Genomic DNA, 24,217 nt, shown 5'->3' on the forward strand with positions numbered 1-24,217 from the left:
CCGCACGACTCCAGGCCCAATCCGCTGCAAATTCCGTCCATGAGGGCACACGTAACGCCGGATTGTCCCAAATAGAGCCCCAAAACACGTCGCGCAAGACGGTTTTTGTCTGTGGAACACCGTTTTGGAGGTCCGGGAGCCCATTTCGCCTTCAGTGCTGTACGGAATCCGTACTGGGTCTCGACGTTTCCAGTACGGATTCCGTACAGCACCCTCCATACAGATCGCTGAGGGGGACAATGCGCTACAGCAAGAGGCGTCGCTTGGGGTCCATCACCGCAACTGGCCCGCGGTTGCCTGCTGCAAGAGCGCCTGCTAAGCTAGTATCCTCCCAACGCGCCCACCGCATCAAGCACCTTTCTGCCTCCTTCCAAGGTGAATGCGCCACGCACGAGTGCGTCCTTGATCTGCGCTGGCTGCCAGTGCGGGTGGAGTTGCCTGATGAGCGCCACTGCTCCGGCTGCCTGCGGAGAGCCTGGCGACCGGCCGGAGAGCAGCTCGACCGGGGAAGGGCGCTCGAACGTCCGGCTGAATACCCCGAAATCTCCGGACCTGTCGCTCACGGGTTCGGGGCGAATCACGGCGCGGTTGTGGCCGCTGTAGTTGAACCACACGACTGACACTCCGGCCTCAATGGCCCGGTCGATGGCTCGGCGCCCCTCCGGAGTGTTGGGGAATGGCCCGAAGCTCATGGAAATGACGTCTGCCTTGTGCTCGATAGCGTAACCGATTGCCTGTGCCACGAGGGATGCATCCTTCGCTTCATCGCCCGACACACCGCACAGGATCGGGATGATCTGAGCGTCAGGTGCGACGGCCAGCGCGATTTCGCTCATCTCGGCGCCGTGTGGATGCTTGTGCGTGTTGAAACTCGCGTCGCCGAAGGCGGCCTCATCGACGATGTGGCCCTTCAGTGCGGAGTTGCGCAGTTCGAACCCCTGATCGATTATGGCGATCCTGGCGCCGAGCCCTGTAGCGTGACTGTGAGCCTCATCGATGTTCAGAGCGTCGATGAACCAGGGCATGTCGAGATCCACCCCCACCGCGCGTGCCGCATCGAGCTGCCGGTACACGAACGGGCTCCTGAACAGCATTCGGCGGGGCAGCCAGTGGCCGTCCCGGTTTGATCGTGTGAACCTGATGTACGGGCCTCCGACCGGGTCCGCAGTCTGCCACCGTGGGAGTGACGACTCCACCAGGCGCGCCTTGATCTGGCGTGGGGCAAGCCCATCGTTCAGTTGGAGAATGAGGGCAGCGACGGATGCAGCGGTCACCGGCGCCATGCTGGGCGTGCCTCGCGTGCCGAGGCAGTAGACGTTCACTCTCCGCCTACGAGCCAGCTTATCAATGACCTGACCCTGGTAGTTGCAGGCGCCCACGACAACTGCACCGGACCTCTCAAGCGATGCGAGGAGCCTAATCTCCCAGGCTGAGCTGGCCGTATCACCGTTTACAAACACAGCCGCTCCAGACGAGATAATGCGGGATATCTCCCTCCTCAGAGTGGGCCATGCGCTGCGTCGGCAGGATTCCGGCGTTGATATCACGGCTACGCGTGCACCACTGCCGCGGACTGATTCCGCGAGATCAGCAGGATTCGAAAGATCTGCGGTCAGACTGATCAAGGAAGCGCCTGGAGCTGTGTTCGATACGATCCATCTGTCGTCATCCGGAGACCCGTTCACCGACACGACTCTTACGCCGTCGCCGCGTGATCGCAGCCAGGCAATGGGAGCGCGAATCGCGTCTGAAGCCTCCACACCAGTGGGAAGAATCCGCACGCCTTCTGCATCCACGACCTCCACCGAGCAGCGGCCCTGCCTGAGGACAATGGGGCCGAAGCCAAGCCACCAGACCGTGGGGATTGCGATGATGGCTCCTGCGACGACGGCAAGCATGCGGTTGAGTGGTTTCCGTCTGCCAACGCCATCGGTTGTCGATTTCCTACCGATCAAAGAATGGGCTCTTTCCAGTGGCGGTGATCGGCACACCCAGGACCACGTCTGCATCGATCAGCCCCATCTTTCGGGCGACGGCGCCTGCTCTGTACATTATTCTGTTGTCCACGTTGTGGATTGAGGCGGTCTTCACCGCGGACCCAAGGGCTATTCCCATGTCCACGAGGCGCCAGGCGCAGAACGGCCCCGCGAACTCAGGCCCATCTTCGGCCTTCGGAAGGTCAGTGCACTTCGAGTAGCCGCAGGCGCCGCAGTTCAGCCCGCAGAATCTAGCGCCCTTGATCCCAACCAGCAGCAGTGCTCCACACCCGGCTACACCACGGCCATCTCGATCGAAATTGACCTTCCCCGATTCCTCGCCGTAGCGAGCCATTTCCTCTCCAAGCGCCCGGAGATCATCGCCGGTTACCACCTGAGTGACAACGAAATCCTTTCCCGCGGCCTTCGGGGCGGTACGCGCCGAAAGCGCCATGAGATCAGCTATCAGCTTCAGAGCATCGTCCATAGAATTGCGCCCGCCGGTTCTGTCCATTGAGTCCGGCGTGGCTTCCCCCTCTCAGTGAAGTAGTGTGCAATGCTGAACATGAGAGAGTTCTACAGCCGCAACTTCTCACCTGCACACGGAATCATGGAGGCTGAGGCAGCACTAGGCGCTGAGACAATAGGCAGATGCTGAGGCGCTGAGTCGCTGAGGCGCCGAGACGATAGGCGCGCCGACAGCCGACACTCCCCCCTTGACATTACCGATCTGGGTGGCTAGGATGTATTATACTGACCAGTCAGTACAAACCCAGATGGAGAATGGGGAGACTAGTGTGAGTCGGGTTTCTCATCTGATTGTCAAGTACCGGATCTGGATACTGGCTGCTGCTGCGCTCTTGTTGATCCCCTCTGTGAACGGGCTGCTGAACCGGGAAATCGAGTACGATCTGCTCAAGTACCTCCCGAATAGCCTCAACTCCGTGGCAGGGCTCCGGGTGATGGATCGAGAGTACCGGACCGCCGAGCGTGCGATAGTCGTGGCGAGAAACGCGCCTGATTGGGCGGTCGCGAGGCTCAAGGGCGAGATTGAGCAGGTGGACGGGGTCTCCTCGGTGTTCTGGCTTTCTGACCTTGCCGACCCTTCGATCCCCCATGATTACCTGGGCGACGAGCTTGTCTCTCAGTTCTACAGGGGAGAGATCACTCTTCTCGTAGTGGACTTCCTTGAGGACAGTGTCTCTCCGCGCACTGAGAAGGCTGTTCGGCAGATCAAGGATGCACTACACGAGAACGAAAGCCTTATCGGTCAGCTAGTCTCCGGCCTCGAGCTGAAGGATCTCGGAATAGCACAGACTCCCAAGATGATCCGTGCGGCTGTTTGCCTCATATTCCTCGTCCTTCTGGTTACTCTGCCTTCGCCCCTGCTGCCGGTGGTGTTCATGGGCGCCATAGGGCTTGCCTACACCTACAACATGGGGATCGCCCACATGCTCGGGCAGAGGGTCTCGTATGTCACAAACTCTTGCGCAGCGGCGATGCAGCTGGGGGTGACGATGGACTACTGCATCTTCCTGATGCACAGCTTCCAGTCGGAACTGCGGAACCAAGATGCTGAGCAGGCTATGGAGGCCGCGGTATCCAACACCGCTCGGGCCATCGTGTCGAGCGCACTCACAACGGCTGTGGGTTTCGCCGCCCTCGCTCTGATGAAGGTGAGCCTCGGAGCGGATCTAGGCCTCCTTCTGGCTCGAGGCGTGATGCTCTCGGTTGTGTGCTGCCTTACCGTTCTGCCAAGCCTTGTGCTGGTATTGCACAGAGTCATCGATAGGTGGAACCATCGAGTCCTCCTTCCCAAGTTCGATGGTCTGGCATCATGGGCAGTGCGCCGCCGTGTGCCTGTGTTCGCCGCTGCAGCGCTGATCATGATGGCTGGGTTCTATGGATACTCCAAGGTGAACCTGAGCTACAACCTCGACAGCACGTTTCCGCGCGACCTTCCTTCGATTCGCGCGTTGGATCAGTACAGGGATGACCTGGGGAGCATTGAAGAGGCCTACATAATAGCCAAGGACGTTCCCGGATGGAAACTCCAGCAGATGTCGGCCGACATCCGGAAGCTTGACGGCGTGAACAGCGCTGATTGCCTCGCAGACGTGGTTGATCCTGCGGTGCCGATCGAGTTCGTGCCGGAGGATGTCGCCAAGAGATACGTGGCCGGCGACTACAGTTCGATCATCGTGAACCTTGAGGGCAATGGAATCGACTCGCGGACTGCCGCTTTCATCGGGCAGGTTCGGGGGATGCTCGACGCCATGGGAGGCGAGTCGTACCTTACAGGTCAGCCCGTGATCGTGAATGACCTGAAGCAGCTCACAGACAGGGACATGGCAGTTGTGGACATTGTCTCGATGGCTGCCATATTCGTGATCGTTGCCGTGACGTTCCGCTCGGTCAGCGTCGGTCTGGTTCTCATAGGCGCCATCGAGTGTGCGATCTGGGTCAACCAGGCCATTTCCTACTTCCTGGGCGCCCCGATGTTCTTCTTCTCGAGGCTGGCCATTAGCGCTATACAGCTCGGGGCCACCGTTGACTATGCGATCCTCATCGCCAACACGTTCAGGGGAAGGCTTTCTGACCACGGCCCTCTCGATGCCATGCGGGCAACGGTTGCCGAGTGCGCTCCAGCCATCCTCAGCAGTGGAATGGCCCTGTTCGCGGCGATCATAGGGGTGTATTCGGCGACCACACTGCGGGCAGTGAAGGATCTCGCTATCCTGCTGGCAAGGGGCTCACTAGTGAGCACGGCGGTTGCCATAGTCCTCCTGCCGCCCGCGCTTCTGATGCTCCACCCCTTGCTTGTAAAAACCTCAATCAGCTGGCCCGCTGGTGCGAGCGCGGCGGTCGAGTAGTGGCGCACAGCAACTGACATGACCTTACGTTAACGACATGAGCGGGGTGAGTTGTGATGAAGAAGAGCATTCGTATGTCGATTGTGGCATGCCTCATAGGCGCGTTTGCCATGGCCAACATGGGTGAGGCTGCAGGCGCGCAGGCTCAGATGATCGATTATGAGACGGTATTCGTGGTCCTCGGGCCGGATGGGAAGGGCGCGTCTGCCACGCTGGTGGACTGGATCCGGTCTCCCAAGGGCGGCCCGGCCAGTATATTCGATCCTGGCCAGCTTGGAGATGTGAAGAACCTGAGAGGACCCGAGGTTCCGAGTGTCGGCTCATCCGGCGTGAAGTGGATGTCAGACCCTAGTCGTCTCACCGACATCAACTACTCCGGCGTCACATCGAAAACGCTGCCAGTGTCGATCAAGGTGCGCTACAGCCTGAACGGCAGGGATGTGAAGCCATCCGAAGCGCCAGGGGCGTCTGGCAAATTGGAGATCAGAATGGACCTTGCGAACAACACCATGAGGAGCCAGCAACTCTCGTACGTAGGCGCGGATGGCAAGAGAGTTGCGTTCAACAGGGACGTGTTCGTTCCTATGGTTGTGCAGATATCGACTGACGTGATGCTCCCCGAGTACAGCAGGATCGATGCGCCTGGGGCTGCGACTGTGCTGGTGGGCAAGACGCTGAAGGCCACCTGGATGCTCTTCCCGAACCCGGATGCGTCAGCGACTCTGCTCCTCGAGGGTCAGAACATGCAGCCGGGGGGATTCGACGTTTCGATCATACCGACGATGCCTCCAATCCCGATGGTGGATATCACCGGGCAGCTGCGGGAACTCGCGAACGGGGCGGACAAGCTCGACGGCGGTCTGGCTGAGGCCAAGGCTGGTGCGGCCAAGCTATCCGACGGCCAGATACAGCTGGGCGATGGGATCGCTTCTCTCAGGAGCGGTGCAGGCGACCTGGTCACGCTTGCATCAGTGCATCTCGAAATCGCGCGGACCATGAACGCTGCCCTGTCAGATCCCGCTGGATCAGGAATACGGCAGCTGGCGGAGCTTGCCGATGCCGATAGGATGATCATCTCACGTCTGGCGGAGGGTGTATCGGCACTTCCAATCGATCAACTTGACCAGGCAGTCAACGCGGCCGGGCTCCTCGTTGCCGGGCTTTCCGATGCTGACGCGGGCGCACAGAGCCTATCTCGCGCGCTCGCATCATATTCCCAGGTGGTCTCGTCGGCGAAATCCGCCAATGGCGAGGCGGCGTCGGCCCTAGAAACCCTCGCTAGGTCCAACCCAGGGATAGCCAAGACACCTGAGTACGCTGCCCTTGCCGCTGCAGTTAGGAGGGAGGAGTCCATCATCACGACAGCGCAGTCAGGCGGGACAGTTGGCCTGACCAAGGTCTCCGGCATATCCACACTCGCCGACAGCGCGAAGGCGCTTGCCTCCTCGACGGGGAGGCTCAAGTTCGGGGTATCGCTTGCAGTGGGGCAGCTATCTAGGGCGGATGAGGTGAAAGCCCAGTTCATGCAGGCACGAGATGCTCTCAATGCCGTTTCACACGGCGGCGAAGTGGAAGGTAGGCGCCTACCTGGCATGGATGTGCTGTGCGATGGCATCCGTAGGGTCGACTCGGGCATGGGTGAGCTCGTGCGCGGCATCGGCCTGCTCGCCGACGGCGGGACGCTGGATGGGCACTCCGTGCCTGGAATCGGCGTCGCTGTGGATGCACTGTCTCAGCTGTCAGCCGGCATCGACAAGCTCTCGGCCGGGTCTGCAGATCTGAAGGCCGGAAGTGCGAAGTTATCGTCGGGGCTTGCACAGATGAGGGACGAGGGGACTTCGCGCATGAAGACAGAAGTGAACAAGGGTCTGGCTGAGGCGCTCCGAGGGCAGGCGGAGATCGCCGCCATGGAGAACCGGCTGGCTGAGTATGACACGTTCGCAGGAAAACCTGAAGGGGCGCGGGGAGAGGTCAGGTTCCTGATCAAGATCAAGGCGCCTTCGCAGGAGCAGTGAGGAAAGGGAGTCTGCCTGATGAGCAAGAAGAGCCTCATCCGCCGCGAGGCGGCGCGGATTTTCGCGCGGAAGGGCTACGATGCAACGTCTGTTGACGAAATCGCAGTTGAGGTCGGTGTGGCGAAGGGCACGATTTACTACCATTTCGACAGCAAGAGAGCCCTGTTCGCGTCGGTGATATCAGACGGCCTCGACGGCCTGCTCGGTGAGGCGGAGGAGTCCATAGCGAGTACTTCGGATCCCGTTGAACAGCTAGGACGCGTGATCGATGCTATCGTGGACTACGAGCGCCGCTTTGAGGATGTAGTCTACCTACTGTTCAAGGAGGCGCTCATTCCAGGATGCGAATGGATCGAGGAGATAAGGTCCAGATGGGTCCGGTTCGTCGAACTGATATCCGGCATCGTGGCGAAGGGAAGGGCTGCCGGGCGCATTCGGGATATCGACGGCGAAGCGATAGCCCACTACATCGTCGGCACACTCGCTGCCGCCGCCATCGGCAGAGCGGCGAGGGGCGAGGGCACAAGGACGGACCGGGGTCTGGCGGGGCTGAGGAGCATCGTCATGGTCGGCGTTGCGCAGGCATAAGCGAGGCATAAGCGAGGCATAAGCGAACACAGACTGCAAGGACGGTGAAGATGACAAGCGCGCCGCGGCGAGGCCGCGGGCCGCGATGTGCAGGCCAGGGGTTGCAGAGCGCGGGGCGTAGGATCAGCTCCTGCGCTCCCGGCTCCCTGGCTTCACTGCTGGGGCTGAGCCTTCTACGCACAGCGGGCACATGCTCGGATCCCACGACTGGATATCCAGTGCGAGGAGCGAGTGCTGCTTCACTCCGAAATCCACACTGCCGTTGCTTCGGTCCACGAGGGTTGCTACGCCTGCGATGATGCCGCCGCTGCGACGCACCAGTTCAATGAGTTCTGCCACTGATCCGCCTGTGGTGACCACGTCCTCCACAACGAGCACTCGCTGGCCTTCTTCAACTGCGAACCCGCGGCGGAGCGCCATCGCGCCCTCGACCCGCTCGGAGAATAAGGCCGTCACACCGAGCTGCCGCGCTACTTCATAGGCGATGATCATTCCGCCCATAGCGGGGCCTATCACCAGATCTATGGCGTCGTCGCGAAACGCGGAAGCGATGCCCCGCGCCAGTTCCTCCGTGTAGTGTGGGTGCTTGAGGACCTGTGCGCACTGCATGTATCTATCGCTGTGCTTCCCTGACGTCAGGATGAAGTGCCCATGCAACAGAGCTCCGGACTCGGTGAATATGTCGAGGACCCGGTTATTGCTTGTCAACGCAGCATGCCTCCATCTCCTCAATGATTCGCTCTGCGGCTTCTACCGGATTGGCGGCGGCGGTGATCGGCCGTCCTACTACGATATAGTCGGCCCCGAGGCACACCGCTTCTGCAGGAGAGGCTGTTCTCCTTTGATCGTTGAGCACGGCCCAAGCAGGGCGTATGCCCGGGGTCACGATCCTGAAATCATGTCCGCACGCTGCCCGGATTGCTTCCGTCTCCTGGGGAGAGCACACAACCCCGCCTATGCCTGCTGCCTTAGCCCTCCGGGCCCACGCAACTGCCGCTTCCTCTACGGTCAGGTCGGGAATGAGCAGATCCGACTTCAGTTGGCTCTGGCCGATGCTTGTGAGAACACTAATGGCGAGAGTGAGCGGCGCTTGCACGCCCGATTTCGCCGCTTCATCCTGCACTGCCTCTGATAGAGCTTTCATCATGTCGGCGCCGCCAGCCGCGTGGATATCGAACATGGCGCATCCGAGCCTCGTCATGACTCGTCCAGCGTGGGCCAGTGTGTTCGGAATATCGTGGAACTTCAGGTCAACGAAAACGCGTCCGCCCATGTCGTGTATGCGCCTCACGATGCAGGGACCGCACGCGTTGAAGAGCTGCATTCCCACCTTGAACAGGCCTACACTGCCGGCAAGCTTGCCCATAAGTGATACTGCTTCCACTTCCGTGTCCACATCCAGCGCGAGTATGAGTCGTTCTCTGGCGAGCATATGGGCATCCTCCTCTGGATTTGACGGCTGGCGCCCGCACTTCAGCGGATGAGCGCCGCCCCGGTTATCCGGTCCAGCCTGGTCAACTCGTGCCGCTCCATGTAGCCTCTGATGCCGCTCAGGACTTGGGCTGTACAGCCAGGGTTCACGAAGGCAGCCGTCCCGATGGAGACGGCGGACGCGCCCACCATCAGGAACTCCAGCGCATCTCGGGAGCTGATGATGCCGCCGCCGCCAAGAATGGGGAGGCGGACCTCCCTGTGGACTTCGTAGATCATCCGGAGTGCGACTGGCTTGATTGCAGGCCCAGACAATCCTCCAAACACGTTCCCAAGCACAGGCCGCCTGGCGTCGATGTTCACCGCCATCCCCACGAGGGTGTTGATCATGGACAGCGCATCTGCCCCCGCTGCTTCTGCCGCCCTCGCGATTGCGACGATATCCCCGACGTTGGGAGAGAGCTTGGGCATGACCGGCAGGGATGTAGCACCCTTGACAGCCATCACTACCTCGTGCACCAGACCTGGGTCTGATCCGAAATGCATTCCGCCCTCGCGCACATTCGGGCATGAGATGTTGAGCTCAATGCCTGCCACTCCATCCGCGGCGTCGATCATCGCCGCCATCTCCGCGAACTCCTCTACACTCGTGCCTGCGATGTTGGCTATAACAGTCGCGCCGCCGGCGCGCAGCCTCGGCAGGTGCTCAGAGAGAAAAGCCTCGATGCCCGGATTCTCTAGCCCGATGGCGTTGAGCATGCCGCACGGGGTTTCGACGATTCGGGGCGGCGGGTTTCCAAGCCGTGGGCGCCTGGTCGTCCCCTTCACACAGATCGCCCCGACGCTGGCCATGTCGACGAAGTCCGCGTAGTCGGAACCGTATCCGAAGGCGCCGGAGGCCATAACGACCGGGTTGACGAGATGGATTCCTCCAAGGTTCACAGAGAGGTCGATTTCGCTCATGGCCGGGCCTCCTCTCCTCCAGCGGCGTCGAATTCCACTGCGTCCAGAGGGAATACAGGTCCATCGCGGCAGATCTTAGCGTAGCCAATCTCGCCATGCGCAGAAGGCTTGAGCTTGCGCGCGCAGCCCAAGCAGGCGCCTACCCCGCAGGCCATGTGGGCCTCTAGCGATGCCTCGCCCGGCGTTCCTCTGGCCTGGGCGTAGGCGGCTACCGTCGCCATCATCTGCTCCGGTCCGCAGGTATAGATGAAGCTAGGGGGCGACGCGGCGGCTGACCTTTCTAGGCGCCCAGGCGACTTGCGCCTGGGGGATGCGCTCCACATGCGGGATTCCAGTAGGTCCACGACTGTGCCTCGGAACCCTGCACTCCCATCCAGGGTGGCTGCGTGGTATGGCGCGCCTGTATCAGATAGCCTGCCGCGGGCCGCCAGATCCTCCTGACTTGAGGCTCCGTAGAGGACAACGGGACTGGCGCCTGCTTTCACAAGGGATCGGGCCAGGTAGACGAGGGGAGCAATGCCCACCCCACCCCCGACAAGCACTGAGGCGCCCAAAGCAGGGCATGGATGCTCGCAGCCGGGCAGTGTGAACCCGCGTCCGAGCGGCCCCATCATGTCCATCTCGTCACCAGGACGCAGGCATGCCATCATGCCAGTGCCGAGGCCACGCACTCGATAGAGCAGCCACACCTTCCCGGACAGCGGATCCGCATCGTATATGCTGAATGGGCGTCGCAGGAGAGGGGCGGATGTGGGAGCGACGTGTGCATGCACGAACTGCCCCGGTTTGCCCTCCGACGCGATTACCGGTGCGAGCAGCTCAATTTCATATGTGTCCCGAGCAACACAGGTGTTGGAGATCACTACGGCTCTCTCATCTAGCGGCATACGCGCCCCTCCATGCTTGAATGTGGACCTACCTCAAACCCTGCGCTACCACTCCATCTCGGCATACTACCGTGCCCGCCACGATGGCAGCCCATGGCCAGCCTCGGAGCTCCATTCCCTTGAACGGGCTGTTCTTGCCCTTGGAGTAGAATTTGGCAGGATCCACTGTGCGCACAGTGTTCGGGTCAAGTATGGTGATATTCGCCCTGACTCCGGGTGTCAGGGTTCCGCGGCTCGCGCTGAGCCCGATGACGCGCGCCGGTCCTGCCGTGAATAGCTCCACCATTCTGCCGATGCTCAGCAATCCCGTGTTTACCAGCTTATCCATTACTACTGCGACTGCTGTTTCAAGCCCGGATATGCCGAAGGATGCCGCGGCGTACTCGCAATCCTTGCTTTCAAGGTTGTGCGGTGCGTGATCGGTGGCTATGCAGTCGACGAGCCCATCAGCCACGGCGCGCCGCAGCGCCTCCACGTGTTCCTCAGAGCGGAGCGGGGGGTTCACCTTGGTGTCGGCGTCGTACGATTCGACCGCTTCGTCGGTGAGGACGAGGTGGTGCGGAGTGGCCTCGCACGTCACTTTCAGACCCTGCAACTTCGCCTTCCTGATGATGTCCAGCGCGCCTGCGGTGGATGCGTGACATACGTGGACTCGCCCCGAAGTGAGCTGAGCCATGATCACGTCTCTGGCCACCATCGCTTCCTCGGCCGCAGCGGGTATCCCGCGGAGTCCGAACACGGTTGACCTGTAGCCTTCGTGCATCTGGCCATCGCGGGAGAGGTTCAGGTCCTCACAATGGGAGAGGATCGGGAGGCCGAACATGCGCGCATATTCCAGGGCGTGCCGCATCACGTCGGACCGGGTCACTGGCGAACCATCGTCGGAGAATGCCACGCAGCCTGCCTCGGCAAGCTCGCCCATCTCCGATAGCTCCTCACCCGCCTGTTTCTTGGTGACGCTTCCTATGGGCAGCACGTCCACCACACCGGCCTGCCTGGCCTTCTCGCGAACGAAAATGGCCACGGCCGCATTATCAACCACGGGGCTCGTGTTGGGCATGGCGCATATGGTCGTGAACCCGCCGGCCGCCGCCGCTCGTGAGCCCGATGCGATGTCTTCCTTGTACTCGAAACCAGGCTCTCGCAGGTGGGTGTGGATGTCGATGAACCCGGGACACACGATCTTTCCCGTGGCATCCAGCAGTTCAGCGCCATCCTCCGGGAGCGAACGTCCAATCTCAGCCACCGCGCTGTCCACCACTAGGAGATCCATTGTCTCGTCGATGCCATTCGCTGGATCGACTATCCGTCCGCCCTTAACCAGCAATCTCACTTCTGCTGCCTCCCATCATTAGGAAGAGAACTGCCATGCGGACAGCCACTCCGTTCGTCACCTGCTCGTTTACTAGTGTGCGCGGGCCATCAGCTATCTCGCTGGATATCTCCACTCCTCTGTTCATGGGGCCGGGGTGAAGGATTATCCCGTCATCGGCCAGGAGGCGCAGGTGCTCAGGGCGGATCATGAACAGGTTGGAGTACTCATCGAGTGAGGGGAACAGGCCGGCCTGCTGCCGTTCCTTCTGCAGACGCAGCACGTTGACCACGTCCGCGCCCGCGAGCGCGGGTTCGAGGCGGCAGAAGCTCTTAACTCCGAGCTTCTCGATTTCCGGCGGCATTAGGGTGGAAGGACCCACCACGCGAACCTCGCATCCGAACTTGGTCAGGCCATAGATGTTGGAACGCGCAACTCGGCTGTGGAGGATATCCCCGACGATTGTGACGGTGAGCCCTTCCAGGGTTCCCTTGTGCTCACGGATGCTGAACATGTCAAGAAGAGCCTGAGTCGGGTGCTCGTTCGTGCCGTCGCCGGCGTTGATCACCCTCATGGAGGTATTTCTGGCCACATAGTGGGGGGCGCCGCTCATACCGTGACGCATTACCAGTATGTCTGGGCCCATGACCTCGATAGTCTTTATGGTGTCCCTGAGGGTCTCGCCCTTCTGCACAGAGCTGGTCGACACTGCTAGGTTCGAAGTATCGGCGCTGAGATACTTTCCGGCGAGCTCGAAAGAGGTGCGTGTGCGTGTGCTATTCTCATAGAAGACTGTTATGACGCCCTTCCCGCGTAGGACGGGCACTTTCTTGATGTTGCGCTTGAGGATGTCTTTCATTGGGATGGCCGTATCGAGTATCTGTTCGATTTCGTCGCGGCCGAGGTCTCTGATGCCCAGAAGGTCCTTTCTCTGATCGAATCCCAAGGGTAACGCCTCCTCCCTTGTCAGCCTCGCAGGACCGACTTAAAGGGTCTGTGTGTTAGTTCTCTGGGATGAGTTCCTGTATAACCACTTTGTCATCGCCGTCGATTTCCGTAACCGACACCGACACTACCTCTTCTAGTGAGGTTGGGACGTTCTTGCCCACGAAATCCGGCTTGATGGGAAGCTCGCGATGACCCCGGTCGATGAGCACGGCTAGCTGGATGCGCTTGGGCCTGCCCAGGTCGATTAGGGCATCGAGCCCAGCCCGGACCGTTCTACCCGTGTATATCACGTCGTCCACGAGGACAATGGTCTTGCCGTTGATATCGAACGGCACCTCGGTTCGGTGAACCATGGGCTGGTTTGCCAGGGTGGTCAGGTCGTCTCTGTAGAGAGTGATGTCGAGTATGCCTACGGGAACGCGCTGGCCCTCGATGTACTCGATCTCGTCGGCAAGGCGTGTCGCCAAGGGTCCGCCCCGCCGCCTGATGCCCACCAGCGCCACACCATGCACTCCCTTGCTTGCCTCAATTATCTCGTGGGCAATTCGAGTGAGCGCGCGTTTCATGGCCATACTGTCCATGATCTGGTTCTTGTCGCGGAGTTGCACTGATCATCCTCCTCCCGCGCAGGCGCAAAAAGGCCTGCACTGACTGTGAGGCCAGGCAGGCTCGTAGTTCCACGTTGCCCTTGCCAGCCTCACAGGACTAGCTTAAAGGTCTGGCCGTATTGTACGCGAAGATCGCGTCGGAGTCAATACGTACGCACACAGCACGCATTTGCGAGAGCATTTGTTGCGAGAGCGTTTGTTGCGCGAGCGTTCTACGGGAGCATTTCCTCGCAGGGCCGCAGCAAGTGAAGGTGGAAGCGGTGTTGTGTCGAATGCTGTTGATCAACGTGTTGGGGGGGATGGCCCATGTATGTTACAGTAGGCGAGCTTCTCGATGCTGGGCATTTGCCCGGCGCATGCCTGTATGCAGGAGCTACAGGCGTGGAAAGACAGGTGAAATCTGTTCTTGCTGGAAAGATCGCATCTGACCTTGCCGTTCGCGATAGTCTTATCGTGCTTCCGGCGAATGAGATCAATGAGGGTAGCGTTTTCGCGGCGGCGGATGCTCAGGCGGCGGGGATTCTGGTGCACACTGACCCCGAGGCGCTTGCCCTGAAAGGCAAGCGTGTTCTGGAGATGGCCGACTCTCAGTCGCTTCCTGTCATACTGCTTCCAGAGGCTATAACTGACTGCAATGTCGTGGCTGCTTTGATGGCCGAGAACAACAGGCGCTTGTTGGCCCTGGTGGACTGCATAGTGCGCCTGCACGGGCAGTTTGTGGAGCAGGCCTCAATTACTGGCGCGGACTTCGCTGTTGTGGCAGGCATCCTGGCTGATCAGATACGAAGAGCAGTGGCGGTTGTGGGCAGAAGCGAGGAAGTGCTGGGCCTGGCAGCTCACGATCCATCGGTGGCTCAGGAGTTCTCCCAGATCATGTCGATGTTCCAGTCTGCTTCGCGCGTACGCGATGAGAGGCTGAGCATTGAGGTCAACGGCCATCCTGGTCAGACCCTGGAGACTTCTATCCTCAGCGTCCCGATGGATGGCAGGGGCCGGGAGACTGTCCTGTTTCTGCCCGTAAGGGCCAGCGGCCAGGTGTATGGCGGCATAGTTGTGTGGCCTGGAGATGCCAGGGTATCGGCTGCCGATGCTGTCGCTCTGAACATCGCTGTCGCAGTGGGATCATTGGAGATACTGCGGGACCGAGCGGCGATGGAGATCGACAGGAGTGAGAAACACCATTTCATCGACGACCTGTTGGCGGGGATCTTTGATACGAAGGCCGCACTTGTTAGGCGAGCATCATCTCTCGGATGGAATCTCGATGGGGATTTCTCGGTGATCACTATCGAGGTGAGCCCGCTGGGCCAGAGATCCTCGCTGATGGATGACGAGGCGACCTCCAAGGCTTGGAGAACGGAGCATCAGGATAAGGCGGTTGCTGTAGTTCGACAGGTTGCTCGAGAGGTCGGCGCCGACGTGGTGGCCGTGGCGAGGCGCGACGATGTGGTCGTCCTCATGAGGCAGCCTTCTTCCACAAGTTCCAAGGCCGTGAAGGAGAGGACGCTTCGGCTTGCCCATGGAATCACATCAGCCCTCAACTCCAAGGGTGGAGACGCTCAGGCAGTCGTCGGCGTAGGCCAATTCTACCCGGATCTCGCACGGCTCGGTGTGAGTTACCAGGAGGCCAAGAAGGCCATTGCGCTTGTGGGATCGATACTCCCAGGCACTTCCGTGGCTCACTTCGACGACCTGGGGGTCTACCGGGTGATCAGCAAGTGCGGCGACCGATCTGAGCTGGACAAGTTCGTGCGTGAGAAGCTTGGAACCCTCATCGACTACGACCGAAAGCACGGCTCGCAACTGATTGAGACTCTGCGGATGTACTTCGACAACGGCTCTTCTCCCGGGCAGACGGCGAAGAGACTGTATGTTCACGTGAACACGGTTAAGCATCGCATCATGAGGATCTCCGAGATCACTGGAATGGACTTCGGATCAACCGATGATCAGCTCGTTGCGTACGTGGCTCTGAAGATCCTCGATTACTTGCGGGCATAGTGCACACGTGACCTCCACACGCGGGCATCGGGGAAGAAGGCCGTCTTGAACCGCGCGGAGGCCAGTGTCTGGCTATCCCCGGGAGGCCTTGGCGGCCAGGAACTTATCTGTTTCCTTGGGGAAGACTGCATAGGCGATTGCATCCTCTTCGGCGCCTTTGTACTTCGCTACTGCCTCGCGCGCCGCGGGCATCCCTGGCTCAAGCCCGTCCCCCGGCCGACCGGTCTTGGGAACCTGGTCGCCGATGGCTTTCCTTCTGAGTGCAGGATCGATGATCGCAGCTGGTCTGCCGTAATCTCCCGCGATGTAGCTCTTGACCTCGTTAGGTATCTGCTTGTAGCGCTCGCCCGATATTACGTTGAGAGTAGCCTGGGTTCCGACGATCTGACTCATGGGTGTGACCAGAGGGGGGTAGCCCATGTCCTTTCGTACGTTCGGGACTTCGGCGAGGATTTCGTCAATTCTGCTTTCGCATTTCATCTGTTTGAGCTGGGCGCGAAGGTTTGAGATCATGCCTCCTGGCACCTGGTAGGTGAGGACTTCTGCATCCACGCGAAGCGGTGCGATTAGGTTGCTATACTCAGGTGTGGACTCGATTATGCCGCGGAGGATGGCTGCTGCGGGCCGTATCATCCTGACGTTCAAGTTGGTGTCGTACTTGGAGCCTGCCAGAGCCACAATGAGTGACTCCGAGGGAGGCTGCGAAGAGCCGAGGGCCACGGTGGACGTGGCGCAATCCACTACGGTGGCGCCTGCCTCAATGCTCTTCATGTATGCCATCGAAGCCATGCCCGACGTGTAGTGGGAGTGGATCTGCACCGGGAGGCCAACCTCTGCCACGAGCCTGCTCACGACCTCCTCGGCGGCATAAGGCGTGAGGATTCCAGCCATGTCCTTGACGCAGATCGAGTCGGCGCCCATATCTTTGAGCTGCTTGGAGTAGTGCACGTACCCGTCGATGGTGTGAACCGGGCTCACTGTATAGGAGATGGCGCCCTGGAAGTGGGCGCCAGCCTTCTTTACGGCTTCTGCTGAGCGCTCGATGTTCCTAGGGTCGTTCAGTGCGTCGAAGATCCTGACGATGTCGATCCCGAGCTCAACCATCTTGTACACGAATGCGTCGACCACATCATCGGCGTACGGGCGATACCCAACCAGATTCTGCCCACGCAGGAGCATCTGGAGCGGAGTGTTGACGATCGCACTCCGGAGGAGGCGCAGCCTCTCCCAGGGATCCTCGTCGAGGTAGCGAAGGCAGGTATCGAAAGTGGCCCCGCCCCAGACCTCCATGGAGTAGAACCCCACTCGGTCGAGGTAGGCCGCCAATTCGAGCATGTGCTCGGTCCGCATCCTGGTCGCGAACAGCGATTGGTGAGCATCGCGGAAGGTCGTATCGGTGATCCCGACCCTCGCGCCATCCTTCGTTGTGGGAACTCTTACTGAAGTACTCATAGAGACCCTCCTCTAGCAAGTTGGCAAAACGCATATTGCTGCATGTATGCACAGTATACCATTCCTTGTGGTTCGTCACCACCGAGACCCTCCCTTGCTCCGCAGTTGGGATTCTTAGGCGATCGGCCCTGGCGGGGTCCAGATATCCTTCCCGAACCGCCAGTGCGGCATGCCCTTCTCCTTCCCTCAATTCAGCGTCGAACTCATTCAGACCGGTGCGATTCCGCCTTGCGAAGGGCGGCCTTGCCGAAAGCTACGGATACGACTGCGGCCGGTGCAGGATAGGGCAGGGAGGCTGGAGAAACCCATATGGATTCTGGAGGTGATCTTGCTATGAAAGATGTGGCTTTGCTGAACGGTGAGATAGTTGGCATGGTGGATGCACGCGTTAGCATACTTGACCGCGCGAATCTGTTCGGCGATGGCCTGTATGAGGTTGTAAGGTGCTATTCCGGGCGCCTATACAAGCTCGACACCCACATTAGGCGGCTTCTGGCCGCAGCGCGGAAGCTTGGAATTCGCCATGATCACACGCACGAGCAGCTGACATCGTGGGCCAACCGGCTCGCTGACGACTCTGGGGTGGCAGAGGGCGAGATGTACATGCAGCTATCCAGGGGACCGGCGGTGCGGACTCACTACTTCCCAGATCCCGCTTCTGCGCAGCCGACGATCTTCATGACCCTGCGCCCGGTTCGCCCCATTCCACCGGAGGCACGGACCGACGGAACGGCGGTGATCACGTGTCCGGACATGCGCCATGGGTGGTGCCATCTGAAGACACTGAACCTCCTCGCAAACTGCCTTGCGAAGGAGAAGGCGCACAGGCACGGGGCGTGGGAGGGATTGATGCTTCGGGGATTGGGGGCCGCCGTGCAAGGATGCGGGCCGGGCGGGGTTGCACGCGCGCCGCTGGATGTGGAGGATTTCTGCGCGGGAGAGGGCGAACTCGCGGCGGCATCGCCGGGAGATGATTGCCCTGGATGGGTGAGTGAGGGGGCTAGCGCAAACCTGTTCATAGTGGGAGAAGGAGCTGTCGCTACACCACCAGTTGTGAACATACTGCCGGGAGTGACCCGAGGGATAGCGCTTGAGCTGGCCGCCACTGCCGGTTTCGAGGCGTGCGAGAAGCCCGTTTCCGCCAGGGCGCTTCTCATGGCCCAAGAGGTGTTCCTCACCAGCACGGTGGGGGAGATCATGCCAGTGGTCAGAGTAGACGGGCATTCAGTAGGCGAAGGAGCGCCGGGGCCGATAACCCGCCGGCTTGAGCAGATGTACGAAGAGCGGTACCGCGCGGAGCTTGGACTGTAAAGGGAATCGGCCGGCTGCGCATGTCTGCGCTGCCGGCCGACCTAATCTCATCTGATCCGGCTCGATTCACCCTGACTTTCTGACTGCCCCCTGACAGCTCTGGGCTGCCCGGGGCTGCTCCCTGTGCGCTGATCCACAGATCTATCCTTTCACTCCGCCGAGGGTCAGCCCTGATATCAGCCACCTAGATGAGTACAAGAACAGCAGCATAGCAGGTATGGCGACCAGCACTGACGCTGCTGCGAACAGGCCCCACTGAGTGGAGAACTGATCGAGGAGTTTCTGGAAACCCACAGGCCAGGTGAACATTGTGGCTTTCTGCAACATGACTCTGGCCATCATGAACTCACTCCACGCTGTCATGAAGCTGAACAGGCCGGCGATGGCCAGCGCCGGCGTGGAAAGCGGCAGGATGATGCGGTAGAAGGCCGCGATCGGGCCTGCGCCGTCCACCATAGCCGCCTCCTCAAGCTCCCGTGGAACAGTGTCGTAATACCCCTTGAGCAGCCATATGGAGAAGGGCACAGCCCCCACTGAGTATGCCAGTATCATGCCGGTATACGTGTTAAATAGGCGAAGCTTCACCACCATCACGTATATGGGCAGCAGCAGCATGCTGGGGGGAAGCATCTGAGTGGTGAGGAGAAACACCAGCCCCTGCCGTCTCCCGGGGAACTTCCACCTCGAGAAGGCGTAGGCTGCAGTCGCAGCCAGCAGCACGCCGATGATCACAGTGGCGATCGCCACGACGAGGCTGTTCCATAGCCAGATGGTGAAGTCCTTCTCGAATATGAGGGTGCGATAGTTGTTGAACGTAGCCCCCTCGGGTATCAGCGCAAGGTCCGTGGAGAGCAGGGCCGATCCTGGGCGGAGGGATATGCTGACCACGCGCAAGAAGGGGTAGACTGCCACGGCGCAAGCGAGAATCAGAGTAACATGTATCAGTAGCCTCTTTGCTGGACTATCCCCCCTTGCGCTCGTGAAGAAACCCCGATGCCTTCCGGTTCCCACCTGCATCACTCCCACGCTCCCTTGAATCCCCCGGTCACCCTCAGGTATATCGCGGCGAATACCAGCAGGATGATGAAGATCACCGCAGCGTATGCAGCTCCGAATCCGTAACGATAGAACTCAAAGACTGCCTTGTATAGCGATGTCACCAGGATATCAGTCCCTTCCATTGGGCCGCCCTTGGTTATCAGGTATATGACATTGAAGTTGTTGAACGTCCACACTATCCCCAGTATCACCGCAGGCGTTAGGACTGGTTGCAGCAGCGGCATGGTAACCGATCTGAACTGCTGCCAGCCGGATGCTCCGTCGATCTGAGCGGCATCATAGTACTCCGACGAAATGCTCTGGAGTCCGCCGAGTATGATCACCATCATGAACGGAATTCCAAGCCATATGTTCACGAGTATGACGGCGATGAACGCCCACCTTGGGTCGGAAAGCCACCTGATCGGTGCAAGGCCAAGCCGCTGCAGCATTATGTTCGCAAATCCGTATTGATAATGGAACTCGCCTTTCCACGCGAGAGCGGCGATGACCTGCGGGATGGCCCACGGAACGACCAGCAGGGTTCGGTAAACGGCCTTGCCGCGCATGGGACGGTTCAGTAGGATCGCTAGGAATAGGCCGCCCAGCACGTGGAAGAACACGTTCACTGTCGTCCAGCAGACAGTCCTCCACAGTAACTGGAAGAAGGTGACGTTTTGGAGCACCGGATGCCTGAATACATCCAGAAAGTTCTGCAGACCATACGAAAGACCGACCGAGAATTCCTTGAACCTGTACATGCTCATGTTGCTGAATGCAAGGTACATATTGAACCCGAACGGATAGATGATCAGCGCCATTACGGCAACGAATGCCGGAATGATCAGCATAGCCGGCAACGCGTACTTGTACTTGAGCAGCCGGTGGAGTACGATGTACGCAAGTCCTTCCAGAATCACGACTCCAGTCACCGCAATTGCGAGAAACCGTCCGCTTTCCGCAAGCCCGTGGGACACGATGTCCCAGGTCAGTGGGATCACGTCAATCACCCCCCCTGACACTCTCGATCCGAACGGCCCGGGCTGCGCATGAGAAACAGCCAGCCCGGACCGATTCGACGCCATGAGGTTTCATGATCTGCGCTGTCCTTAGCCGGCCTGGCTTACTTGGCCATCTCCCGAATGAGTTTCTCGCATGCGTTCTGCATGGCAGTTGCGGCGTCCTTGGCAGACATCTTGTCCGCCATGACTGCCTCCTGGTTAGGCCGCATGGCGTCCCAGGCCGCTCTCATCTCGGAGACTGTAGGCATCGGCTTTCCGACCACCATCTGGTCTGCGGATCCTTTGAGAATCGGATCAGCGGAGACCAGTGGGCTGTTGAGGGCAGAAGCCAGCGCAGGCAGGCGCTTGTACTTCTTGGTGAACATGAGCTGCACCTCAGACGATGTGCAGTACTTCACGAACTCCTTCGCGATCTCCAGCTTCTCACCTGACAGGTACTCGGGCAGCATGAAGTATATGCCTGAAGTCATCGGCGAAGGCCAGCGGCCAGTCTTGGCGACCATCGGGATGCGGGCCACGGCGAAGTCTACCTTCTTCTTGACTTCGTCAGTCTGGTAGCCTGCGAGCGCCCAGTCCCCATTGATCAGCATGGCGGCCTTGCCCTCCTTGAACAGGGCATCGGCGCCATCATAGTCGCACTCAAGTGGGACTATCTTGTGAACGTACTTCAGATCGTGCACGAACTGCAGGGCATCGACCATCGCCTGTGTGCCCAGAGTTGGCTTCGTGCCGTCGAGTGGCCATCCCCCGAACCCGCCGAGCCAGGGCGCGAAGAAGAACGGCTCGTTCAGGTTGTAGACCAGGCCGTACTGATCGGGCTTGCCGTCCTTGTTGAGGTCGCGAGTGAGTTCCTTGCCAATCTTGATGAGTTCGTCAGTGTTCTGGGGAGGGGTCTTGATTAGCTTCTTGTTGTACATCAGCATCAGGTGGTTCCCAACGCTGATCGGGACACCCCAAGTCTTGCCATCAAGCTCCACCGCCTCAAGGCCCGGCCTGGCGAAACCACCAAGGTAGTCCTTCCCGAAAAGGTCGTCGACGGGCTTGATGATCTTCATAGCGACGAACGGACCCGCATGGTCGGACACAGTCCATAGAAGGTCAGGGCCTGTTCCGGCGAACGCCGCCGATTGGAAGTTCTGTCGGAGATCCTCGACGCCGTAGTTGATCACTTCGAAAGTGAGCCCAGGACGCGACTTGGCGAAATCGCTCGCGAGTTTCACGATTTCCTGCAGAACGCCTTGTGCCTCGCTCTCCTTGGTCCAGATAGTGAAGGTGATCTTCTTCTCAGCCGCATAGCCCACAGGTACGATCAGCACAAGCAACAGGAGAACCAGCAATGAAGAAGCAATCGCTCTTTTCATCAGGGTAACCTCCTTTTGATTCGGCCGTCAATTCGGCCAGCGCAATACCGCACACTTGAGCGTCTCACAGGGTCTTTCGATCCATCAGAACCTGGGCATCACCTCCATCAAGATCACGTTTGGCCTCTCACGCCTCTCACGGTTGCCGGCTGGCCCCACATGATTCCCGAATCACTAGTTCCACGGGAAGAACAGTCTCCTTGGGCGCAACGCCAGAATTGGCCACGAGACGCAGCAACTCGCACACTGCGCTCCTGCCCATTGTCTCTCCTTGCTGCTTTATGGTGGATAGCGAAGGACGAACATAGGACGCTGCCTCAATATCATCGAAGCCCACGACGGCCACATCGTCTGGGATTCTCCTGCCCGTATCGCGAACTGCCTTCATGGCGCCAAACGCCATGATGTCGCTGATCGCGAAGATGGCAGTGACATCCGGGTGAGCTGCGAGCAACTCTCTGACAGCGAATCGCGCGCCGTCCTGAGTGTAGTCGCCATGGCAGATCAAGCCGGAATCGTAGTCAATGCCGTGGTTGCGCAGCGCTTCCCGATATCCGATGCGCCTGGCGACCGATATCGAAGGCAGCGAGCCGCGCTCCTCCGGCAAGTTGTACCCGTCGATGAAGGCAATCCGGTCATGCCCGAGGGATATCAGGTGGTCAGTGGCAATTTGGGCCCCACTTATGTTGTCGGAAGTAACATAGGTCGCCCTGGGCCCCTCAAATGGGATGTCTATCATGACAGCGGGGATTCCGCTCGCGCTCACATCGTCGAGAACTCTCGGAGTGGGAAGGGCCCCCATGACTAGGAGCCCTTCCACATTGGACTCGCAGCATCGCTTGAGCGTATCGCGCCATCGTCGGTCGTGGGACTCCCTGGCGCTCAGCACGAGTTCGTATCCGGCCTTGTCGACTTCAGCAGTTATCCCGCACGTGACCTCATAGAAGAAAGGGTGACGCAGTCCTTCAACTGCGAAGAGAAGCAATTGCAGAGAGTAGCTGCGTTTCTTCACAAGACGTCTGGCTAGCGCACTAGGGTGGTAGTTGAGGCCTTCCATGATCAGGCGGACTCGACGTTCGGTATCCTCGCCGATGTCGCTGTATCCGTTCAGCACATGGGAGACTGTACTGACAGACACGCCTGCAACCCTGGCGATGTCTCTTATTGTCGGTCGCTGGACAGAGATGGCGAACTCGCTGCTGTCCGGCTGAGTATCGAGGCGCCCCTTTTCCTCCAATTCGTTGCACCTGCCTCTGCTCCATGATCACGTGCGTACGCATATTCCGACGATCGGAGCTTGAGCATCCACGTGCAGACGGATGCGGGATTCGATGATAGGGGGAGGCTTTCCATAACGATATAGTGAGAATCGAAAGTAGGTGATGCGATTGCTGCTGCAGCATGAATGATGATGGATGACGCTGGTGAGCGTTGTTGCGACATCGCCTATAGGGCAGCAGTAGTGAGAGCTATAACGATATAGATGACGTACCAATAATAGAATACAAGCCCACGAATGTCAATAGTATGACAACAACATGGGTCTGTATGGCACTAAGCTCGAAAGGTCCCAACAGCTGCTTTTCACGACAATCGGCGTCAGTTCGCGCAAGTATGGACCTCTCGCCAGGATGAGTGGGAAGATAAAGAAGCCGCGGCCCCGGCAGCAGTTGCTGCACAGGCCGCGGCGGCTGGAATTTCCTTGCTATTGCGCGTTATACATTCCGTTCTGACTCATGTAGTCGTAGATTCCTTCCCCGTGGTGCTGCTCTTCCTGCTGTATGTGTTGCAGTGTCTGGCGCACCTCGGGGTTGGCGGATTCGAAGACGGCCGTATCGTACGCGCCGGAGATGAACTTCTCGGTCATGAGCATATCACTTAGGAGCATGGCGTCGTCTTGGTCTGCCATGCCCGATGGACCTGGTTGCCGGCGTGACTGTTGGCCCTGTTGCTGGCTTTGTCGCTGAGTCATTCCTTGCGCCTGCCCCCGCGCTTGGCCTTGCGCCGTGCTCATCTGCTGCCCATTCAGCAGCTGGTCTAGGGTATTGTAGTGTTCTTGCTCCTGAGAGGCATAATCGTTGAACATCTGCTTCAGCTGCGGGTCCTGAACTTGCTGGGCATAGCTGCTGTACTTCTCGATGCACACTCTCTCGTGGCTGGATTGGTCGCGGAGCAACTGCTGTTCCTTCTGGGTTAGTCGAACACTCATCTTAGCCACCCCTTATCCAAGTGTGGCTAAGATGAGATCTACTTATGCGTGAGAATGCCGACGCGCTGCATTGTATGGCGTCCACGGTCCGAAACCTTAACTCTGGAGAAAACCTCATCACATCTCTGCGAGTCGTAGCGTATCACAGTAATGCTCTAATTTGTGCCCGTTTTCGTGCACTTCCTGTTCGGCGACTTTCTCTCGGTGGGCGCCGCAGCCTGG

General features: G+C 59.5%; 20 protein-coding genes. 5 read left to right on the forward strand and 15 right to left on the reverse strand.

Annotated features, from left to right (window positions below):
- Nucleotides 1-320: 320 nt before the first annotated feature.
- Entirely contained in the window at nucleotides 321-1,955 is a 1,635-nt protein-coding gene (locus VB144_10985; protein MEA4884155.1) for a S8 family serine peptidase, read from the reverse strand.
- Nucleotides 1,945-2,463: a DUF2148 domain-containing protein gene (locus VB144_10990; protein ID MEA4884156.1), complete on the reverse strand. Its 519-nt coding sequence runs from the start codon at nucleotides 2,461-2,463 to the stop codon at nucleotides 1,945-1,947. The genes VB144_10985 and VB144_10990 overlap by 11 nt, the downstream gene beginning before the upstream one ends.
- A 310-nt stretch (nucleotides 2,464-2,773) precedes the next feature.
- Here VB144_10990 and VB144_10995 point away from each other — a divergent pair, with 310 nt between their 5' ends.
- Genes VB144_10995 through VB144_11005 form a run of 3 tightly spaced genes read left to right on the forward strand, consistent with a single transcriptional unit; the run spans nucleotide 2,774 to nucleotide 7,452 of the window.
- On the forward strand, nucleotides 2,774-4,849 hold the full coding sequence (locus tag VB144_10995; GenBank protein MEA4884157.1) for an MMPL family transporter: 2,076 nt from the start codon (nucleotides 2,774-2,776) through the stop codon (nucleotides 4,847-4,849).
- Between the two features lie 56 nt (nucleotides 4,850-4,905).
- Complete coding sequence (locus VB144_11000; protein MEA4884158.1) at nucleotides 4,906-6,864, forward strand: hypothetical protein; 1,959 nt, start codon at nucleotides 4,906-4,908, stop codon at nucleotides 6,862-6,864.
- An 18-nt stretch (nucleotides 6,865-6,882) separates the two neighbouring features.
- A complete protein-coding gene (locus VB144_11005; protein ID MEA4884159.1) occupies nucleotides 6,883-7,452 on the forward strand; it encodes a TetR/AcrR family transcriptional regulator in 570 nt (189 codons plus the stop codon).
- A 123-nt stretch (nucleotides 7,453-7,575) separates the two neighbouring features.
- On the opposite strand, the gene pyrE is transcribed toward VB144_11005, so the two are convergent.
- The 7 genes from pyrE to pyrR are packed head-to-tail and all read right to left on the reverse strand — an operon-like array spanning nucleotide 7,576 to nucleotide 13,601.
- Complete coding sequence (pyrE, locus tag VB144_11010; GenBank protein MEA4884160.1) at nucleotides 7,576-8,160, reverse strand: orotate phosphoribosyltransferase; 585 nt, start codon at nucleotides 8,158-8,160, stop codon at nucleotides 7,576-7,578.
- Nucleotides 8,147-8,884: an orotidine-5'-phosphate decarboxylase gene (gene pyrF / locus VB144_11015; GenBank protein ID MEA4884161.1), complete on the reverse strand. Its 738-nt coding sequence runs from the start codon at nucleotides 8,882-8,884 to the stop codon at nucleotides 8,147-8,149. Before pyrF ends, pyrE begins: the two co-directional genes overlap by 14 nt.
- 41 nt (nucleotides 8,885-8,925) lie before the next feature.
- On the reverse strand, nucleotides 8,926-9,846 hold the full coding sequence (locus tag VB144_11020; protein MEA4884162.1) for a dihydroorotate dehydrogenase: 921 nt from the start codon (nucleotides 9,844-9,846) through the stop codon (nucleotides 8,926-8,928).
- Entirely contained in the window at nucleotides 9,843-10,733 is an 891-nt protein-coding gene (locus tag VB144_11025; GenBank protein MEA4884163.1) for a dihydroorotate dehydrogenase electron transfer subunit, read from the reverse strand. Before VB144_11025 ends, VB144_11020 begins: the two co-directional genes overlap by 4 nt.
- A 28-nt stretch (nucleotides 10,734-10,761) precedes the next feature.
- Nucleotides 10,762-12,066, reverse strand: a complete 1,305-nt coding sequence (locus VB144_11030; protein MEA4884164.1) for a dihydroorotase — start codon at nucleotides 12,064-12,066, stop codon at nucleotides 10,762-10,764.
- Nucleotides 12,050-12,991: an aspartate carbamoyltransferase catalytic subunit gene (locus VB144_11035; GenBank protein ID MEA4884165.1), complete on the reverse strand. Its 942-nt coding sequence runs from the start codon at nucleotides 12,989-12,991 to the stop codon at nucleotides 12,050-12,052. The genes VB144_11030 and VB144_11035 overlap by 17 nt, the downstream gene beginning before the upstream one ends.
- Nucleotides 12,992-13,046: 55 nt before the next feature.
- Entirely contained in the window at nucleotides 13,047-13,601 is a 555-nt protein-coding gene (pyrR, locus tag VB144_11040) for a bifunctional pyr operon transcriptional regulator/uracil phosphoribosyltransferase PyrR (GenBank protein ID MEA4884166.1), read from the reverse strand.
- Between the two features lie 306 nt (nucleotides 13,602-13,907).
- Here pyrR and VB144_11045 point away from each other — a divergent pair, with 306 nt between their 5' ends.
- A complete protein-coding gene (locus tag VB144_11045; protein MEA4884167.1) occupies nucleotides 13,908-15,602 on the forward strand; it encodes a helix-turn-helix domain-containing protein in 1,695 nt (564 codons plus the stop codon).
- A 72-nt stretch (nucleotides 15,603-15,674) separates the two neighbouring features.
- On the opposite strand, the gene VB144_11050 is transcribed toward VB144_11045, so the two are convergent.
- Nucleotides 15,675-17,054: a pyruvate carboxylase subunit B gene (locus VB144_11050; GenBank protein ID MEA4884168.1), complete on the reverse strand. Its 1,380-nt coding sequence runs from the start codon at nucleotides 17,052-17,054 to the stop codon at nucleotides 15,675-15,677.
- Between the two features lie 333 nt (nucleotides 17,055-17,387).
- Here VB144_11050 and VB144_11055 point away from each other — a divergent pair, with 333 nt between their 5' ends.
- Nucleotides 17,388-18,365 carry an aminotransferase class IV gene (locus tag VB144_11055; protein ID MEA4884169.1) on the forward strand — a complete coding sequence of 326 codons (978 nt, stop codon included), beginning with the start codon at nucleotides 17,388-17,390 and terminating at the stop codon, nucleotides 18,363-18,365.
- Between the two features lie 141 nt (nucleotides 18,366-18,506).
- Here VB144_11055 and VB144_11060 read toward each other — a convergent pair whose 3' ends face one another.
- The 5 genes from VB144_11060 to VB144_11080 form a co-directional block, all read right to left on the reverse strand.
- Nucleotides 18,507-19,382, reverse strand: coding sequence for a sugar ABC transporter permease (locus VB144_11060; GenBank protein ID MEA4884170.1), 876 nt, complete (start codon nucleotides 19,380-19,382; stop codon nucleotides 18,507-18,509).
- A complete protein-coding gene (locus tag VB144_11065; GenBank protein MEA4884171.1) occupies nucleotides 19,382-20,404 on the reverse strand; it encodes a sugar ABC transporter permease in 1,023 nt (340 codons plus the stop codon). The genes VB144_11060 and VB144_11065 overlap by 1 nt, the downstream gene beginning before the upstream one ends.
- A gap of 122 nt (nucleotides 20,405-20,526) precedes the next feature.
- The gene (locus tag VB144_11070) at nucleotides 20,527-21,786 is read right to left on the reverse strand and encodes an extracellular solute-binding protein (GenBank protein MEA4884172.1); all 1,260 of its coding nucleotides are present in this window, start codon (nucleotides 21,784-21,786) and stop codon (nucleotides 20,527-20,529) included.
- Between the two features lie 136 nt (nucleotides 21,787-21,922).
- Nucleotides 21,923-23,023 carry a LacI family DNA-binding transcriptional regulator gene (locus VB144_11075; GenBank protein ID MEA4884173.1) on the reverse strand — a complete coding sequence of 367 codons (1,101 nt, stop codon included), beginning with the start codon at nucleotides 23,021-23,023 and terminating at the stop codon, nucleotides 21,923-21,925.
- A 468-nt stretch (nucleotides 23,024-23,491) separates the two neighbouring features.
- Nucleotides 23,492-23,995, reverse strand: a complete 504-nt coding sequence (locus VB144_11080; protein MEA4884174.1) for a spore coat protein — start codon at nucleotides 23,993-23,995, stop codon at nucleotides 23,492-23,494.
- Between the last annotated feature and the right edge of the window lie 222 nt (nucleotides 23,996-24,217).

Source organism: Clostridia bacterium (genome assembly GCA_034926675.1).
GTDB lineage: Bacteria > Bacillota > DTU025 > DTU025 > DTU025 > JAYFQW01.

Excerpts from the sequence above, each read along its gene's own strand:
- VB144_11055 (MEA4884169.1), top strand. The coding sequence starts at position 17,388 with ATGAAAGATGTGGCTTTGCTGAACGGTGAGATAGTTGGCATGGTGGAT.
- VB144_11005 (MEA4884159.1), top strand. The coding sequence starts at position 6,883 with ATGAGCAAGAAGAGCCTCATCCGCCGCGAGGCGGCGCGGATTTTCGCG.
- VB144_11070 (MEA4884172.1), bottom strand. The coding sequence starts at position 21,786 with ATGAAAAGAGCGATTGCTTCTTCATTGCTGGTTCTCCTGTTGCTTGTG.
- VB144_11060 (MEA4884170.1), bottom strand. The coding sequence starts at position 19,382 with ATGCAGGTGGGAACCGGAAGGCATCGGGGTTTCTTCACGAGCGCAAGG.
- VB144_11025 (MEA4884163.1), bottom strand. The coding sequence starts at position 10,733 with ATGCCGCTAGATGAGAGAGCCGTAGTGATCTCCAACACCTGTGTTGCT.
- VB144_11045 (MEA4884167.1), top strand. The coding sequence starts at position 13,908 with ATGTATGTTACAGTAGGCGAGCTTCTCGATGCTGGGCATTTGCCCGGC.
- VB144_11020 (MEA4884162.1), bottom strand. The coding sequence starts at position 9,846 with ATGAGCGAAATCGACCTCTCTGTGAACCTTGGAGGAATCCATCTCGTC.
- VB144_11080 (MEA4884174.1), bottom strand. The coding sequence starts at position 23,995 with ATGAGTGTTCGACTAACCCAGAAGGAACAGCAGTTGCTCCGCGACCAA.
- VB144_11000 (MEA4884158.1), top strand. The coding sequence starts at position 4,906 with ATGAAGAAGAGCATTCGTATGTCGATTGTGGCATGCCTCATAGGCGCG.
- pyrF (MEA4884161.1), bottom strand. The coding sequence starts at position 8,884 with ATGCTCGCCAGAGAACGACTCATACTCGCGCTGGATGTGGACACGGAA.
- VB144_11050 (MEA4884168.1), bottom strand. The coding sequence starts at position 17,054 with ATGAGTACTTCAGTAAGAGTTCCCACAACGAAGGATGGCGCGAGGGTC.
- VB144_10990 (MEA4884156.1), bottom strand. The coding sequence starts at position 2,463 with ATGGACGATGCTCTGAAGCTGATAGCTGATCTCATGGCGCTTTCGGCG.